This is a genomic window from Arthrobacter sp. 10L430, from assembly GCF_056395245.1.
Genome location: NZ_JBFTJD010000001.1, coordinates 469,291 through 485,799, shown reverse-complemented (window position 1 = coordinate 485,799; position 16,509 = coordinate 469,291). Strand labels below are relative to the sequence as shown.

The 16,509-nt window shown below is 66.2% G+C and carries 19 protein-coding genes; 6 read left to right on the top strand and 13 right to left on the bottom strand.

Annotated features, from left to right (window positions below):
* From AC1DDG_RS02200 to AC1DDG_RS02175, 6 genes are all read left to right on the top strand, one after another.
* A partial coding sequence (locus tag AC1DDG_RS02200; RefSeq protein WP_476874776.1) for a transketolase-like TK C-terminal-containing protein occupies positions 1–924 on the top strand: 924 nt, incomplete at its 5' end.
* A gap of 183 nt (positions 925–1,107) precedes the next feature.
* Positions 1,108–2,352, top strand: coding sequence for a PucR family transcriptional regulator (locus tag AC1DDG_RS02195; RefSeq protein ID WP_230116791.1), 1,245 nt, complete (start codon positions 1,108–1,110; stop codon positions 2,350–2,352).
* A gap of 88 nt (positions 2,353–2,440) precedes the next feature.
* A complete protein-coding gene (locus AC1DDG_RS02190; protein ID WP_230116792.1) occupies positions 2,441–3,370 on the top strand; it encodes an ACP S-malonyltransferase in 930 nt (309 codons plus the stop codon).
* Positions 3,367–4,455: a beta-ketoacyl-ACP synthase III gene (locus AC1DDG_RS02185; protein ID WP_230116793.1), complete on the top strand. Its 1,089-nt coding sequence runs from the start codon at positions 3,367–3,369 to the stop codon at positions 4,453–4,455. The genes AC1DDG_RS02190 and AC1DDG_RS02185 overlap by 4 nt, the downstream gene beginning before the upstream one ends.
* A gap of 81 nt (positions 4,456–4,536) precedes the next feature.
* Positions 4,537–4,782 (top strand): acyl carrier protein, encoded by a 246-nt coding sequence (locus AC1DDG_RS02180; protein ID WP_230116794.1) that lies wholly within the window; start codon positions 4,537–4,539, stop codon positions 4,780–4,782.
* Positions 4,783–4,955: 173 nt separating this feature from the next.
* On the top strand, positions 4,956–6,191 hold the full coding sequence (locus AC1DDG_RS02175; protein WP_230116795.1) for a beta-ketoacyl-[acyl-carrier-protein] synthase family protein: 1,236 nt from the start codon (positions 4,956–4,958) through the stop codon (positions 6,189–6,191).
* 69 nt (positions 6,192–6,260) lie between these two features.
* Here the strand turns inward: AC1DDG_RS02175 and AC1DDG_RS02170 are convergent, their stop codons facing one another.
* The 13 genes from AC1DDG_RS02170 to AC1DDG_RS02110 form a co-directional block, all read right to left on the bottom strand.
* Positions 6,261–6,764, bottom strand: a complete 504-nt coding sequence (locus AC1DDG_RS02170; protein ID WP_476874775.1) for a DUF3145 domain-containing protein — start codon at positions 6,762–6,764, stop codon at positions 6,261–6,263.
* Between the two features lie 338 nt (positions 6,765–7,102).
* Positions 7,103–8,029, bottom strand: a complete 927-nt coding sequence (locus AC1DDG_RS02165) for a tyrosine recombinase XerC (RefSeq protein ID WP_476874774.1) — start codon at positions 8,027–8,029, stop codon at positions 7,103–7,105.
* Between the two features lie 74 nt (positions 8,030–8,103).
* Positions 8,104–9,246, bottom strand: coding sequence for a DNA-processing protein DprA (dprA, locus tag AC1DDG_RS02160; RefSeq protein ID WP_476874784.1), 1,143 nt, complete (start codon positions 9,244–9,246; stop codon positions 8,104–8,106).
* Between the two features lie 53 nt (positions 9,247–9,299).
* Positions 9,300–10,844, bottom strand: coding sequence for a YifB family Mg chelatase-like AAA ATPase (locus tag AC1DDG_RS02155; RefSeq protein WP_476874773.1), 1,545 nt, complete (start codon positions 10,842–10,844; stop codon positions 9,300–9,302).
* Positions 10,844–11,200 (bottom strand): YraN family protein, encoded by a 357-nt coding sequence (locus AC1DDG_RS02150; RefSeq protein ID WP_230116799.1) that lies wholly within the window; start codon positions 11,198–11,200, stop codon positions 10,844–10,846. Before AC1DDG_RS02150 ends, AC1DDG_RS02155 begins: the two co-directional genes overlap by 1 nt.
* A 124-nt stretch (positions 11,201–11,324) precedes the next feature.
* A complete protein-coding gene (locus AC1DDG_RS02145) occupies positions 11,325–11,651 on the bottom strand; it encodes a DUF2469 domain-containing protein (protein WP_003806068.1) in 327 nt (108 codons plus the stop codon).
* Positions 11,652–11,760: 109 nt separating this feature from the next.
* Positions 11,761–12,432, bottom strand: a complete 672-nt coding sequence (locus AC1DDG_RS02140; RefSeq protein WP_230116800.1) for a ribonuclease HII — start codon at positions 12,430–12,432, stop codon at positions 11,761–11,763.
* A gap of 2 nt (positions 12,433–12,434) precedes the next feature.
* Positions 12,435–13,346 (bottom strand): signal peptidase I, encoded by a 912-nt coding sequence (gene lepB / locus AC1DDG_RS02135; RefSeq protein ID WP_230116801.1) that lies wholly within the window; start codon positions 13,344–13,346, stop codon positions 12,435–12,437.
* On the bottom strand, positions 13,347–14,027 hold the full coding sequence (lepB, locus tag AC1DDG_RS02130) for a signal peptidase I (protein WP_476874772.1): 681 nt from the start codon (positions 14,025–14,027) through the stop codon (positions 13,347–13,349).
* Between the two features lie 82 nt (positions 14,028–14,109).
* The gene (rplS, locus tag AC1DDG_RS02125; RefSeq protein WP_056632605.1) at positions 14,110–14,469 is read right to left on the bottom strand and encodes a 50S ribosomal protein L19; all 360 of its coding nucleotides are present in this window, start codon (positions 14,467–14,469) and stop codon (positions 14,110–14,112) included.
* Between the two features lie 234 nt (positions 14,470–14,703).
* A complete protein-coding gene (trmD, locus tag AC1DDG_RS02120) occupies positions 14,704–15,516 on the bottom strand; it encodes a tRNA (guanosine(37)-N1)-methyltransferase TrmD (protein WP_230116804.1) in 813 nt (270 codons plus the stop codon).
* On the bottom strand, positions 15,517–16,122 hold the full coding sequence (gene rimM / locus AC1DDG_RS02115; protein WP_230116805.1) for a ribosome maturation factor RimM: 606 nt from the start codon (positions 16,120–16,122) through the stop codon (positions 15,517–15,519). It lies immediately after the preceding gene.
* 144 nt (positions 16,123–16,266) lie between these two features.
* Positions 16,267–16,509 (bottom strand): RNA-binding protein, encoded by a 243-nt coding sequence (locus AC1DDG_RS02110; RefSeq protein ID WP_076802241.1) that lies wholly within the window; start codon positions 16,507–16,509, stop codon positions 16,267–16,269.

The following is a 16,509-nucleotide window of genomic DNA, read 5'->3' as shown; positions in this document are numbered from 1 at the left end:
GGCGTGCCGCTGATCCCGGTCTACGTGTTCTACTCCATGTTCGGCTTCCAGCGCACCGGCGACGCCTTCTGGGCCGCCGCGGACCAGATGACCCGCGGCTTCATCATCGGCGCCACCGCAGGACGGACCACCCTCACCGGCGAAGGCCTGCAGCACGCCGACGGCCACTCCCCGCTGCTCGCCTCCACCAACCCCGCCGTGGTCACCTACGACCCCGCCTACGGCTACGAAATGGGCCACATCGTCCGCGACGGCATCGAACGCATGTACGGCCCGGATTCCACTGACCGGAACCTGATGTACTACATCACGGTGTACAACGAGCCCATCGTCCAGCCGGCCGAACCTGACGAACTGGACGTAGAAGGCGTCATCAAGGGCATCTACCTGCTGGCACCGGCCAAAATCGACGGCCCGCGTGCGCAAATCCTGGCCTCGGGCGTGTCGGTTCCGTGGGCGCTGGACGCGCAGCGGATCCTGGCCGAGGACTGGGGCGTCTCCGCGGACGTCTGGTCCGTGACGTCCTGGAACGAGCTCCGCCGCGACGGCATGGCTGCCGAGGAGGAAGCGTTCCTCAACCCCGGACAGCCCGCGCGGACACCGTTCGTGGCACAGCAGCTCGCCGGCGCGACCGGCCCTGTTGTCGCGGTCTCGGACTACATGAAGGCCGTTCCGGACCAGATCCGCCAGTTCGTGCCGAACGAATTCGCTTCGCTCGGCGCCGACGGCTTCGGCTTCTCCGACACCCGCGCCGCAGCACGCCGCTTCTTCAAGAACGACACCCACTCCATCGTGGTGCGTTCGCTGGAGATGCTGGCCCGCCGCGGTGAGGTTGACGCCCAGGCACCTGCCCAGGCCATCGAGAAGTACCGCCTGCACAACGTCAACGCCGGCACCACCGGCAACGCGGGCGGCGAGTCCTAGCCAACGGCTGCTGGACGCCTGCGGCTCCAGCAACTGCCTGACACGCACGACGGCGGCCCTCACCCGAAGGTGGGGGCCGCCGTCGTCGTTGGGGTGCTTTTGATCCGCTGTGACACAGCACAACCGCAGTTGTAGCCTTCGCACAAAATGGAGGTTGCAGGGCAGGCGCCGTATGCTCGATGCATGCCCCAGCCAACACCCGCCCCCGCAAAGCGCAAACCGGCGTCACGCAGCATGACACCGGAAAAGACGGAGACCCTGAAGAAGCTCAGGGCCAGTGTTGGCCAGTTGTCGACAACCACCATGCGCCAGCTCGAAAAATCGTTGCCCTGGTACAGCCGGCTCAGCTCCGATGAACGCTCGGCGCTCGGACTCGTGGCTCAGAACGGCATCGCAGCCTTCGTCACCTGGTACGAGCGCCCCAGCTCCCCCTCCTGGATCCTCACCGACGTTTTTGGCACGGCACCGACGGAGCTCACCCGTTCCATCAGCCTCCAGAAGGCGCTGCAGCTGATCAGGATCGTGGTGGAAGTGGTCGAGGACCAGGTCCCGGTCATCGCCCCCGAAGCGGACCAGCCCTCGCTGCGTGAGGCGGTGCTGCGGTACTCGCGCGAGGTGGCGTTCGCGGCGGCGGACGTCTACGCGAGGGCTGCCGAATCGCGGGGCTCCTGGGACACCCGGCTGGAGGCGCTGATCGTGGACGCCATCCTCCGCGGTGAAAACACGGACGCGCTGCGGTCCAGAATCGCGGCCCTCGGCTGGAAGGCCCAGGAGCGGTTCACCGTGATGGTGGGGAACTCGCCGTCGGAGCCCAGCGCCAGCTACGTGAGTGAACTGCGCCGCACCGCCGGCCGGTACGCCGAAGACGCCCTGGTGGGGATCCAGGGCGACCGCCTCATCCTGATTCTCGGCGGCGTCCACGACCGGGAAACGGCGTACCTGAAGCTGAGCGAGATGTTCGCACCCGGGCCTGTGGTGTACGGCGCCGAGGCGAGTTCCCTGCTGGAGGCGAGCGGGTCGGCGCAGTCGGCGTTCGCCGGACTCACCGCTGCCCGCGCGTGGCCGTCGGCGCCCCGCCCGGTGGCCGCCGATGACCTGCTTCCCGAGCGCGTCATTTCCGGGGACGACGCTGCGCGCCGGTCGCTCGTGAAAAATATCTACCGGCCCCTCGTGGCAGCCTCCAACGGGCTGGTGGAAACGCTCGGCACGTACCTGGAACTGGGGCATTCGCTGGAGGCGACCGCCCGCGAACTGTTCGTCCACGCCAACACCGTCCGTTACCGGCTCAAGCGGGTTTGTGACGTGACGGGCTGGGATCCGCTGCTCCCCCGGGAAGCCTTCGTGCTTCAGGCCGCCTTGGTCGTGGGCCGGCTTTCCACGCCGCCCAAGGCCCCCGTGGAGCGCCAGCCGGGGCGGAACCAGAACTGAACCGTTGTAGACTTCCTACAAACTGACCCAGTGAGCTTGGTGTACGCAAACACCCTTGATTCACGCGGTAATTTGGAAAGCTGGTTACGTGCTTGCAATCGTCTGCCCTGGACAGGGCTCACAGACCCCCGGTTTCCTGGCCCCTTGGCTGGAACTGCCTTCCGTAGCAGGCCATCTGGCCTCCCTCAGCGAAATCGCAGGCATCGACCTCACGGCGCACGGGACCACCTCGGATGAGGAGACCATCAAGGACACTGCCGTGGCGCAGCCCCTGATTGTCGCAGCCGGACTCGTGGCAGCGAAGGCCCTGTTCGACGTCGAGCTCAGCACCCTGCCGGTCATCCTGGCCGGGCACTCGGTGGGCGAGATCACGGCCTCCGCCCTCGCCGGCGTGCTGACCGAAAAAGAAGCCATGACCTTTGTCCGCAAGCGTGCCAACAGCATGGCTGCAGCCGCCGCCGTCACGCCCACCGGCATGAGCGCCGTCGTGGGCGGCGACCCGGCCGAGGTCCTGGCGGCCATCGAAGCAGCCGGCGCCACGCCAGCCAACGTCAATGGCGCTGGCCAGACTGTCGCCGCCGGCACCTTCGACCAGCTCAGGGCCCTGGCGGAGAACCCGCCGGCAAAGGCCCGGGTCATTCCGCTCAAGGTTGCCGGCGCGTTCCACACCTCACACATGGCACCGGCCGTGAGCGCACTGGAGGCCCTGCGTCCGGAGCTCCAGCCCCAGGCTCCTGCGGTTCCGCTGCTGTCCAACTTCGACGGCAAGGAAGTGACCGTCGGCACAGCCGCGGTCGACAGCCTCATCGCCCAGGTGTCGCGCCCGGTCCGTTGGGATCTCTGCATGGAATCCCTCGTGCAGCGCGGCGTCAGCGGCGTCATTGAACTGGCACCGGCCGGCACACTGGCCGGCCTCGCGAAGCGTGGCATGCCAGGCGTCAAGACCGTGGCCGTGAAAACCCCCGGTGACCTGTCCGCAGCCCTTGCACTATTCGCAGAATTGGAGGGACAGGCATGAGCGTTCCCACGCTGAAGCAGTCGCCCGTCAACGAACACACCCGCATTCTGGGCATCGGCGCCTACCGCCCCGATGTGATCGTGACCAACGAGGACGTCTGCCAGTGGATTGATTCGTCTGATGAATGGATCCGCCAACGCACCGGCATCATCACCCGCCACCGGGCCCCTGCTGATGTCAGCGTGATCGACATGGCAGAAGGCGCAGCCCGCGAGGCCCTGGCGAAGGCCGGCATCGAGGCCTCCCAGCTTGGCGCCGTCATCGTTTCCACGGTGACGCACCCCTTTGCCACACCGTCAGCGGCCGCGAGCCTCGCTGACCGGCTCGGCGCGACGCCGGCTCCGGCTTTCGACATCTCAGCTGCCTGCGCCGGTTACTGCTACGGCATCGCCCAGGGTGACGCACTGGTCCGCTCCGGAACGGCAGAGTACGTACTGGTTGTGGGCGCCGAGAAGCTGTCCGACGTCATTGACAACACTGAGCGCACCATTTCCTTCCTGCTGGGTGACGGTGCGGGTGCCGTGGTGATCGGCCCTTCCGAGACGCCGGGCATCGGCCCGTCCGTATGGGGTTCGGACGGCAGCAAGTGGGACGCGATCGGCATGACGCACTCGCTGCTGGACGTGCGGGAGTTCTCCGCTGCGCGCTCCGGGTCACTCGCGCACTCCGGAGCACAGCAGGGCACCGCCCTCAGCTCCGACGAAGAAGCCGTTACCGAGGCCGCCATCTGGCCCACCCTGCGCCAGGACGGCCAGACGGTCTTCCGCTGGGCCGTCTGGGAAATGGCGAAGGTGGCCCAGCAGGCCCTGGACGCCGCCGGCATCCAGGCCGAAGACCTCGTTGCCTTCGTTCCGCACCAGGCCAACATGCGCATCATCGATGAGATGGCCAAGAAGCTCAAGCTGCCCGAGACCGTGACCGTGGCCCGGGACATTGCAGAGGCCGGCAACACCTCGGCCGCTTCCATCCCGCTGGCCACGCACCGCCTGCTTCAGGAAAACCCGGAGCTGAGCGGCGGCCTTGCGCTGCAGATCGGCTTTGGCGCCGGGCTGGTCTTCGGCGCCCAGGTAATCGTCCTTCCGTAGGAATCCACAAACCAAGCCGCAACCGCGGTTTGCCCCATTTCCGGCATCCCCTGCCGGCAATAACAAGAAAAGGAGCCATCAATGGCTAGCAACGAAGAGATCCTGGCCGGACTGGCTGAAATCGTCAACGAAGAAACCGGCCTGGCCGCCGACGCCGTCGAGCTGGACAAGTCCTTCACCGAGGACCTGGACATCGACTCCATCTCGATGATGACGATCGTGGTCAACGCTGAAGAAAAGTTCGGCGTCCGCATCCCGGACGAAGAGGTCAAGAACCTCAAGACCGTCGGCGACGCAGTCAGCTTCATCGCCAACGCACAGGCCTAAACAGGCTCCAGCCGCATTCCGGCTGAACCCGGCTGGCCGGCCCGCAACAATCCGGGCCGGCCAGCCGATGCATCATCACAAATTTTCTCGCAGACCCCCTCCGCACGCCCCCAGCTCAGGCACCAGGCCCGGCAGCACAGGACACGGCACGCGCACCGACAGAGAGTGATCCCATGACACGCAAAGTAGTCATTACCGGTCTGGGTGCCACCACGCCCATCGGCGGCGATGTACCCACGATGTGGAAGAACGCACTGAAGGGGGTCTCGGGCGCCCGCACGCTTGAGGACGACTGGGTAGCCAAATACGAACTGCCCGTCCACTTCGCTGCCCGCTGCTCCACCCCTGCCCTTTCGGTCCTGAGCCGCGTTGAAGCCAAGCGCATGGACCCTTCAACGCAGTTCGGTGTCATCGCCGCCCGTGAGGCCTGGGCTGATTCCGGCATCACCGAAGTTGACCACGACCGCTTTGCCGTCGCCTTCGCCACGGGCATCGGTGGCGTGTGGACTCTCCTGGACGCGTGGGACACGCTGAAGGAGAAGGGGCCCCGCCGGGTCCTGCCCATGACCGTTCCCATGCTCATGCCCAACGGCGTGGCCGCTGCTGTGAGCCTTGACCTGGGTGCCCGCGCGGGAGCGCACACGCCCGTCTCCGCCTGCGCCTCCGGCACGGAAGCCCTGCACCTCGGCCTGGACCTCATCCGTTCTGGCAAGGCCGACGTCGTCATGTGCGGCGGCGCCGAAGCTGCCATCCATCCGATGCCGCTGGCCGCGTTCTCCTCGATGCAGGCGCTTTCCCGCCGCAACGACGATCCAGAGCACGCCTCACGCCCCTACGATCTGGGCCGGGACGGCTTCGTCATGGGCGAAGGCGCAGGCGCCCTGGTGCTCGAAGCCGAGGAGCACGCCTTGGCCCGCGGAGCGCGGATTTACGCCGAACTGGCCGGCACATCCGTGACGTCCGACTCCTACCACATCACCGCGCCTGACCCCGAAGGCCTTGGCGCCACCCGCGCCCTCAAGGCGGCCATGTTCGACGGCCGGATCCAGGCCGAGGACGTGGTGCACGTCAACGCCCACGCCACGTCCACCCCTGTGGGTGACAAGCCCGAGTACACCGCGCTGCGCGCCGCCCTGGGATCGCACGTGGATGACGTGGCGGTGTCCGCCACCAAGTCGCAGATGGGCCACCTGCTGGGCGCATCCGGCGCCGTTGAAGCCGTCCTGACGGTGCTGGCCGTGTATGAGCGCAAGGCCCCTCTCACGATCAACCTTGAGAACCAGGATCCGGAGATCCCGCTCGACGTCGTCACCTCCTCCCGCGATCTTCCCGCCGGAGACATCGTGGCGCTGAGCAACTCGTTCGGGTTCGGCGGCCACAACGCCGTCATCGCCGTCCGCAGCGTGTGACCGCACCTGACCAATGAGGAAGCCCCTGCCGGTTGGCGGGGGCTTCTTCATTGCTATGGAGGTGGCGTGTCAGCCCACCTGGTGCAGCCAGCGGACGGGTGCGCCCTCGGCCGCGTGCCGGAAGGGTTCAAGTTCCTCGTCCCACGCCTCGCCGAGGGCAAGGGAGAGCTCGTGGTAGACCGCAGAGGGGTCGCCCGCACCGGACTCGTAGGCGTAGCGGATGCGGTCCTCGGACACCATGATGTTGCCGTGGACGTCTGTGACGGCATGGAAGATGCCCAGCTCGGGGGTGTGGGACCACCGGCCGCCGTCCACGCCCTGGCTCGGTTCTTCCGTCACCTCGAAGCGCAGATGTGCCCAGCCCCGGAGGGCAGACGCCAGCTGCGCACCTGTCCCCTGCGCGCCGGTCCAGGACAGTTCCGAACGGAACATTCCGGGCGCGGCAGGCTGAGCGGTCCACTCAAGATCTGTCCGCTTGTCCACGACAGATCCGATGGCCCACTCAACGTGAGGGCACAGTGCGGTAGGCGCCGAGTGAATAAACAGCACACCGCGAGTCATTGCATCAGACATTCCATCCTCCATAGCTGTAGGTACGTCTTCCCCAACGACCTGCATGGACGAACTGCTGATGCTCCGGGCGCCGCGTGGTGCCGGTAATTCCTGCCAATCTATGAAAATAATGCCGGACCCGCAAGGCAGCTAAAGCCAGAGGCTTAAAGCACAACTTGAAAGTTGCCGGACTTGGCTCTTATTGTGCCGTACGCCGTCGAATTACGCCAGTGGAATTCGGCGAGCCGTGGAACCACGCCGAGGGAATTGCGGATCTCCGCCAGGGGTGGAAGTCACATCAGGGACTGAAACCGGCCGCAGTCACGAATTCCGGTCCGGCCAGGCCGCGCGTGCAGGCCTTACGCCCGGGGATGCGCCTGTTGGTAGCTTTTCCGGAGGCGGTCGACTGACACATGGGTGTATATCTGTGTGGTGGCCAGGCTGCTGTGGCCCAGAATTTCCTGCACGGCCCGGAGGTCTGCTCCGCCGTCGAGCAGATGCGTGGCTGCCGAGTGGCGCAGCGCGTGCGGGCCGGTAGCAGCGGTGTCCCCCAGGGCTTCGAAGAGACCCCTGACCACGCTCCGCACCTGGCGCTGGTCCACGCGGGCGCCGCGCATACCGAGGAACAGCGCGGGTCCGCTTCCCGCAGACACGAGCTTTCCGCGTCCGCGGCGTAGCCAGTCGTCAACGGCGAGCGCAGCCGGGAGACCGTACGGCACGGTGCGTTCCTTGTTTCCTTTGCCTAGGACACGCAAGGTTCTGCGGTCCGGATCGAGGTCATCGACGTCCAGCCCTGCCAGTTCGCCGACGCGGATTCCTGTGGCGTACAGCAGTTCGACCATTGCCCGGTTCCGCAAGGCGATCGGGGAACCGTCCTGGGCTGCCTCCTGCAGTTCGGTCAGCAGCCTGACGAGCTGCTGCTGCTGAAGTACCCCAGGCAGAGAGCTTTCCTTCTTGGGCGCCTTCAGACGAAGCGCCGGGTCGGCCCCTATGAGGTCCTCCCGGAGCGCCCAGGCCGTGAAGGTCCGTGCCGTGGCGGACCGGCGGGCAAGGGTGGAGCGGGAGATGCCGGCGTCGCTCTGGGCGCCGAGCCAGCGCCTGAGGGTCCCGAGCTCAATTTCGCCGAGCTCGCGGATCCCCTCGCCGGCCGCGTGTTCGAGCAGGCTGCCGACGTCCGACAGGTATGCCCGGACCGTGTGCTCCGAACGTGCCCGTTCACCCGTCAGGTACCGGCCGAAGGCGCTGACTGCCTGCGCCAGGGCCGGCGGCAGTTTGTCTTTCTCCACCCCCTCACTGTCCCAGCATTTGGCAGGCAATCAAGAATTGTTCCCGGCGAGCCGTGGCGTGGGTTGCATCGTAATCAGCCGGCGTTTTTGGATCGCTTCCACGCGCCGCTTTCGGACACTGCAAGTCCCAGCAGGCCAAGCCTGCCGAGCCCCGCGCGGACCGACTCCGGACCGAGACCAGCCACGATGCACAGTTTCTCCACTGAACTGGTGGACCGCAGCGGCAGCGCATCGAGCAGGATCAAGTCCTCCAGCGTCAGGCCGTCGTGGACTGCGCTGCCGCCGTCCCTCAACTCCGGCAAGGATTCGCCGCTGGGCGCGGCCAGCTCAACGATCTCCCCCGCGTCTGTCACACAGACGGCGCCTCCGTCCCGCAGCAGCCGGTGGCAGCCAGCGGAGTTCGCGCTGTGCACGGAACCCGGCACGGCCCCGACAGATCTGCCGAGAGATTCCGCATGGTGAGACGTATTGAGCGCTCCGGAACGCCATCTGGCCTCCACGACCACAGTCACGGCAGCGAGCGCCGCGATGAGCCTGTTGCGCTGAAGGAAGCGGTAGCGCGTTGGGGCCGAACCGGGCGGAACCTCCGCAAGCACTGCACCCTGGTTGGCCACAGCCCGGAGCAGGTCCTCGTTGCCCGACGGGTAGAAACGGTCAACTCCCCCGGCCATCACGGCGATGGTCGGCACGGCCCCCGACCCGCCCGCCAGAGCTGCTCTGTGCGCGTGCGCATCAATACCGTAGGCGCCTCCGGAGACCACTGTGAAGCCCCGCTGCGCCAGAGAGTAGGCAAGGTCTCCGGTCACCGCGGCTCCATAGCTGGTGCTGTCCCGGGATCCGACCAAAGCGATGGATTTTGCCGCCGGCGGGAGTTCCATCTCCGTTCCCCGCCACCACAGGCAGATTGGTTCGTGGAGGCCAAGGTCTGCGAGCTGCCCGGGCCACAGCTCGTCTTCCGGAATGATCATGCGGCCGCCCAGCCTTTGCATAGTCGCCAGGTCACGTTCGGGTGCGAGATCCGGGATCCGGGGCGCCCACCGCTTTAGAGCCGCGGCCATGCCGGTCCAGGAGGTCGCAGAGCCATGTTCAGCCAGGACACCGGTGATTTCCTGTTCGAGCGCCGGGCCGTAACTCAGCTCCCCTGTGGCGATCCCCAGGGCGTCCAGCGCCCCCGCAACGTGCACCAGGGCGAGGCCTGCAGCATCCTGGGGTTCCATCAGTCTGGAGAGGGCCGCGCGTGCAAGTCTCTCGTTCTGCAATTTGTTTCCTTTCAGGCGGCTGCCGAGGCAGCCTGCCGGAGGTTCAACGCCTGTCCGATGTCATTGATGTCCGGACGCTCCCGGCTGGCGAGGTCAGCCAGTGTCCAAGCGAGGCGGAGCACGCGGTCGTAGCCGCGGGCAGTCAGAACGCCCCTTTCCAGGGACTGATCCAGAATTCGCGTGGTTGCCGAAGACAGCCTCAGCTGACCCCGCAGGACCCGCCCGGGAACCTGGGAGTTGGTTTCCATCCCCAACGGGCGAAGCCGCTGCAGCTGTCGCGTCCGGGCCGCCCAGACCCTGCCGGCGACTGTCGGTGTGTCCTCTTCCCCGCCGGACTGGCCGAAGTCTGCCAGCGAGACGCGCTCCACCTGCAACTGGATATCCACCCGGTCAAGCAGCGGACCGGACATGCGGGCCAGGTACCGGCGACGCATCGTGGGCGTGCAGATGCACTCGATGCCCTTGCCCGACGCTTTGCCGCAGGGGCACGGGTTTGCCGCGAGGACGAGCTGGAAGCGTGCCGGGTAGGCTGCGGTGCCGGCCGAACGGTGAATGACCAGCTCGCCGCTCTCCAGGGGCTGGCGGAGGGCGTCAAGCACCCTGCGTTCGTATTCCGGCGCCTCGTCAAGGAACAGGATCCCGCGGTGTGCGCGGGACGCCGCGCCCGGCCGTGGCAGGCCCGAACCGCCGCCGATAATGGCAGCCGACGTGGCCGTATGGTGCGGATTCTCGAACGGCGGACGCCGGACCAGCTGCAATGACGAAGACGGCAGCTCGCAGAGGGAGTGGATGGCCGTCACTTCCATGGCCTCGGTGTCGCCCAGATCAGGCAGCAGCCCAGGCAGGCGCTCCGCCAGCATGGTCTTGCCTGCCCCGGGTGGACCCATGAGCAACAGGTGGTGGGCGCCGGCAGCAGCGACCTCCAGGGCGCGGCGTGCGTCCCCCTGTCCGGAGACGTCGCACATGTCGGGGTTCGCCCCACCAGCGGGATCGGCTTCCTCGCCGGGCGCCTCGTCCTCCGGTTCGAAATCGAGGGCGAGCTCCAGGGGGTCGGCCCCGAAGTCGAAAGCGAGCCGCGCCAGCGTCTTATAGCTCTGAACCCGTGCACCGGGAACCAGCGCCGCTTCGGCGGCGTTGGGCTGCGCCACCACGACGTCCGGATAGCCGGCCTGGACGGCAGCCATCACTGCCGGGAGGACGCCGCGTACAGGCCGCAGCCGCCCGTCCAGGCCAAGCTCGGCGAGGAAGACTGTACGGCCGGTCGTCCGGATGTCATCAGCTGCGCTCAGCGCCGCCATGGCGATGGCGAGGTCGAAGCCGGAACCGCGTTTGGGCAGGGACGCCGGAACCAGGTTGGCCGTAATTTTCCGCCGGCTAAGCGGAATGCCAGAGTTCTGCGCCGCTGAACGGATCCGTTCCTTGGCCTCGTTGAGGGCAGCGTCCGGCAGGCCAAGAATCACAAATGCGGGCAGTGTCTGGCCGATGTCGGCCTCGACCTCCACGATGTAGCCATTTAGTCCCACGAGGGCCACCGAATACGTTCTTCCGAGCGCCATTAGCCCACACCCTTGAGGTGCTCAAGCGTGGGCGGGCACACGCCGTCGTCGACAACCGCGATGACGTCCACCCGGCGCAGCGGCATCCGGAGCTCACGGTCGCGGCACCAGGCAGATCCCAGCCGGTGCAGGCGCGCGAGCTTCTCTGCGCCCACCGCCTCGAAGGGGTGGCCGTACGCGAGGGAACGCCGCGTTTTCACTTCGGCGATGACCAGGACATCACCGTCCAGCGCCACAATGTCGATCTCACCGTCAGGGCAGCGCCAGTTACGCTCCACGATCAGCATGCCCATTGATTCCAGATATTCCGCCGCGAGCTCTTCCCCGCGCCGGCCCAGCAGGTCTTTAGCTTTCATTTCTACCTCCGCAACAAGACTGCGGGGGCGGCGTCACGCGGGACAGTGGCCTATAGAGCTATGTGGGAAACAGAGGGCCGAACGGACTGGTGTGGAGGAACAGTGCACCCAAACGGCGGGTAGATCAGTTCCCCAGGTCGACGTCCTTGGGCAGCGCGAGCTCCTCGTTGCGCGGGAGCTCCTCGACGTTGACATCCTTGAAAGTGATGACCCGGACACTCTTGACGAACCGCGCGGAGCGGTAGACATCCCAGACCCAGGCGTCCTGCAGTGTCAGGTCGAAGTAGACTTCGCCATCGGCGCTGCGCGCCTGCAGGTCCACGTGGTTGGCGAGGTAAAAGCGGCGTTCGGTCTCGACCACGTAGCTAAACAGCCCCACGACATCGCGGTATTCACGGTAGAGCTGAAGCTCCATGTCGGTTTCGTAGTTTTCAAGATCCTCGGCACTCATGGTTCCATCTTGCACCATGGAGCGGGCCCACGCTCACACGTGACCGGCGCACCCAGTTCCCGGTAACGGCGGCAACCTGCCCCGCGCGCCGACAGACTGCGCGGACTGATTATTCGGACAGCAGGTTCCAACTGACCCGGTGATAAGGGCTGGGGCCAGCAAGCCGGATGGCTTCCCGGTGGACGGCGGTCCCGTAGCCCTTGTTGACGTCCCAGCCGAAGGCGGGGTACTCAAGGTGCAGTTGCCGCATCATCTGGTCCCGCTCAACCTTGGCCAGAACGCTCGCTGCGGCGACGCTCAGGCACTGCATGTCGGCTTTGACCAGCGTATGCACGGGCGCGTCACAGCCCGGATCCTCCACGGCTTCCTCGAACAGGGACGGCTGGGCGGCCGGCGAGAGCCAGTTGTGGCTCCCGTCCAGCAGCACGACGTCCGGAGTGATCCCTGCACCGAGGATCTCAAACCACGCGCGGTTTCCTGCCGTCCGCAGAGCCCCCATGATGCCCAGCTCGTCGATCTCCCGCGCGGAGGCATGGCCCACGGCAGAGGCCACGCTCCAGGCGCGGACCAGCGGGTCCAGCCGTTCACGGTCGGCTGCCTTCAGCAGCTTGCTGTCCCGGACGTCCGCCAGCAGTTCCATCTGGCGCAGGTCCACGACGGCGATGCCCACGCTCACGGGCCCGGCGAGTGCACCGCGGCCTACTTCGTCGACGCCGGCCAGGAACCGCGCTCCCCGGGGAAGGAAGCGTTTCTCATAGTCGAGGGTTGGTGCTAAAGACATCGCTAACCTGCCGACGGAACATTCTTGAAGACGTCAGGATAGTCATCCAGGCCGGCCCAGCGGTTCACGGGCCAGGCGATGACGGCTGCCCTGCCTTCGATGTCCGCCAGGTCCACGAAGCCGCCGTTGGTGTCCGTGTGGGCACGGGAGTCCGCGGAATGGTTGCGGTTATCCCCCATGACCCAGACCTTGCCTGCGGGCACCACGACGTCGAAGTTCCGCACCAGCGGCACCTCGGCCGGGTTCACGTACTTTTCGTCAAGCGGTGCTCCGTTGACGGTCAGTTTGCTGTCGGCGTCGCAGCAGATCACGTGGTCTCCTGGCAGGCCGATGACGCGCTTGACCAGGTGCTGCTCAGAGTTGTCCGGGAGGAGCCCCACAAAGGTCAGCCCGTCCTCGACCCAGGTGAACGGTCCGTCGGCCTTTTGCGGAGCCGGCGGCAGCCAGCCCTTGGTGTCCTTGAACACCACCACGTCGCCGCGCGCCAGGGCGAACGGTTCAGGAACGAGGAGGTTCACGAAGATGCGGTCGTTGACGTCCAGGGTGCTCTCCATGGACTCAGACGGAATGTAGAACGCACGGAAAAGGAACGTCTTAATGAGGAAGGAGAGGACGACGGCGATGACCACCACCGTGGCAATTTCCTTCAGCCACACCAGAAACGGGTTTCGGGCGGGAGCCGGCCTCTTGCGGCCGGATCCGGCCGCTGCGGGCTCGCCTGAGCGTGCCGATCCGGTTTCGCCGGCACCGGCCGGTGAAGCTTCGCCAGGTCCGGTCTGCGCAGATTCGCCAGAGCGGGGGGGTGCGGATTCGCCGGGGACGGCCACTGCCGAAACGGGCTCGCCCGAAGCATGTCGTCCCGGCCTGGCAGCTGCCCGCTGCGGCTCGGAAGTCCCGGGGTCTGTCTCGGGCATTTACTGTCCGTCCTTAGTCGTTGTTATGGCTGCCAGCGGTGGCCGTGCCACTGACGCAAATCTATCAAGCGGCCAGAGGATCTGTACCGGCCGCCCGATTACCCTGTCCATTCGCACCATGCCTCCACCCGGCGCCCCCAGCAGGCTGCGTGAGTCAGCCGACACCGAGCGGTGGTCCCCGAGCAGCCACATCCGCCCCGCCGGCACGGAGGCGCTGAACTTCTGGCTGCTCGGTTCATCTCCCGCATACAGGTAGGGTTCCACGAGCGGCTGGCCGTTCACTGTGAGCCGGTGCTGGTGGTCGCAGCATACGACGCTGTCGCCCGGCAGGCCGATGACGCGCTTTACGTAAGTAGTATCACTGCCGCTGAGGCCCAGCCAGTGTCCGGCCGAGGCCAGGGCCTCCTGCAACGGCCCCGAGCCGGAGTTCAACGGCGCAAACGAGCCCCGGCCGTCAAACACCACGACGTCCCCGCGGCGAATCGGGTCGGACTGGAAGTCGGTGCGGGAAACCAGAATCCTGTCGCCCGTGTTGAACAGCGGCTCCATGGACGCCGACGGTATGTAATACACGTCCAGCCACAGGGCGCGGACCAGTCCGCTGAGGATGACGGCGGCGGCAAGCGCAAGAAACACAAAACGCCAGCCCGGTTTCCCTGGCTGGCGTTTTGTGTTGTCCATGGTCCGTATCCTGTGGCGCTGTCGCGGATGGCTCCGGCGCTGGCCGGATACGGGTTGGGACCCGCCGTGAAGTCCGGAAGACTTACTTGGCGGTGCTGAAGTCGCGCTTTTCCTTGATCTTCGCGGCCTTACCGCGCAGTGCACGCATGTAGTAAAGCTTGGCGCGGCGCACGTCACCCTTGGTGACGAGCTCAATCTTGTCGATGATCGGGGAGTGCACCGGGAAGGTACGCTCTACGCCGACACCGAAGGAAACCTTGCGGACCGTGAAGGTCTCACGGATACCGTCGCCCTGGCGGCCCAGGACGAAGCCCTGGAATACCTGGACACGGGAGTTCTTGCCTTCGATGATGTTCACGTGAACCTTGAGGGTGTCACCCGCGCGGAACTCGGGAACATCGGTGCGCAGCGAGGCTGCATCTACGGAATCGAGGATATGCATTGATCCACTCCTGGTGAACGCCACAGGTCATCCACGTTGGGTCACGACAGCCAAGCCCGGACAGTTAGGTCCCGGGAATTGCCGCCGAAAGTGTTGTGGTCCGGCCCCGCCACTGATTGGCGGCACCGGGGTGTCTGCTGTTGGCTGCGCTCCCCCTGTGGCAGGTGCGGGCCCAGCAGACACAAAGACTAATTTTGCCACACTCGGAGGTCTACAACCAATTGCTGCGGGACTTCAGGCGGACGATGTGCTTCCGGCGTCCGGGCGCCGCTTAAGGCGAGCGTCAACGACGTCGTACCCGAGATCCGCGAGGGCGGTGCGGTCAGCACGGGGAAGACTTCCGGCGTCGAACGTCTCCAGCAGGTCCGGGCGGCGTTCCGCCGTCCGCCGGTACTGCTCGTGGCGGCGCCACTGTGCGATCTTTCCGTGGTTGCCGCTGAGCAGGACCGCCGGCACTTCGCGGTCCCGCCACACGGAGGGCTTGGTGTAGACGGGGTACTCGAGCAGGCCGTCCGAATGCGACTCCTCCACGAGTGATTCCGGATTGCCCACAACGCCCGGCAGCAGCCTGCCGATCGCCTCGACCATGGCCAGGACAGCCACTTCGCCGCCGTTTAGCACGTAGTCGCCGAGGCTGACGGGGCGCACCGTGAAGTGTTCCTCCGCCCATTCGATGACGCGTTCGTCAATTCCTTCGTAGCGGCCACACGCGAAGACCAGCTGGTCCTCCTCCGCAAGCTCGTAGGCCAGCGCCTGGTTGAAGCGCTCCCCCGCCGGAGACGGAACGATCAGCACCGGCTTGCCCGCAGCAGCCGGACGCGCCGCGGCCACGGACGCCAGCGCCTGCGCCCATGGTTCGGCCTTCATCACCATGCCGGCTCCCCCGCCGTAGGGGGTGTCGTCCACGGTGCGGTGGCGGTCCGTGGTGAAAGTGCGCAGGTCGTGGACGTTGAGGTCCAGTAGCCCGTCCTGGCGTGCTTTACCGATCAGCGAGAGTTCGAGCGGTGCCAGATACTCGGGAAAAATACTGACGACGTCGATTCTCATCTAGGCTTTGGCCCCCGACTCGGGCCGGCCGGACTCTGCCTCTCCGGCCTCGGCTTCCGCCTCGCCCGCAGTTTCAGCGTCTTCGGCGGTGCTGTCGTCGGTGTTGATCTCGAACAGCCCGGCCGGAGGGGTCACCAGGACATAGCCTTCTTCCACGTTCACCTCGGGAACGATCTGCTCCACGAAGGGAATGAGGATTTCCTTGCCGTCGGGAGTCTCCACGACCAGCAGGTCCTGGACGGGCATCGTGTTCAGACCCGAGATCTTGCCGACCACCTGGGAGCCGACGCGCGCTTCGAGGCCTACCAGCTCATGCTCGTACCAGCCTTCGTCGTCGTCCTCGTCGAGCTCCTCGGTTTCGATGAACAGCTTGGCGCCGCGGAGGGTCTCCGCCTCGTTCCGGGTTTCAATTTCCTCGAACGCGAGAAGGAGGATGTCCTTGTTCCAGCGTGCACTGAGCACGGTCAGGGGCCCGGCCGACGCAGGCTCCACCACGAGCTCCGTGCCGGGGACAAACCGGTCGTCCGGGGCATCGGTGAGCACCTGGACGGTCACCTCGCCGCGGATTCCATGGGGCTTGCCGATTCGTGCCACCTGAAGCTGCATGTGTTCCTCTGTTCCGGAGTGCGTTGTGAAAGTTTGCGCTGTGGTTGCGCTGTGGTTGCGCGTCGGTCTTGCGGTAAAAACAGTCCGGCCCCTCCACCGTTAGCTGGTGGAGGGGCCGGACTCAAGACAAGTGTTGCAGGCGCGTTACCGGCGGCGGTCGGTGTCGACGACGTCGACCCTGACCTGCTCGCCATCTGCCAATGCCGCCACAACGGTGCGCAGTGCGCGCGCGGTGCGGCCCTGGCGTCCGATTACCCGTCCAAGGTCCTCCTGATGAACGCGCACTTCGAGGGTGTCCCCGCGGCGGTTGTTCTTCGCGCTGACCTTGACATCCTCAGGGGAGTCAACGATACCGCGGACAAGGTGTTCGAGCGCTTCTGCCAGCAA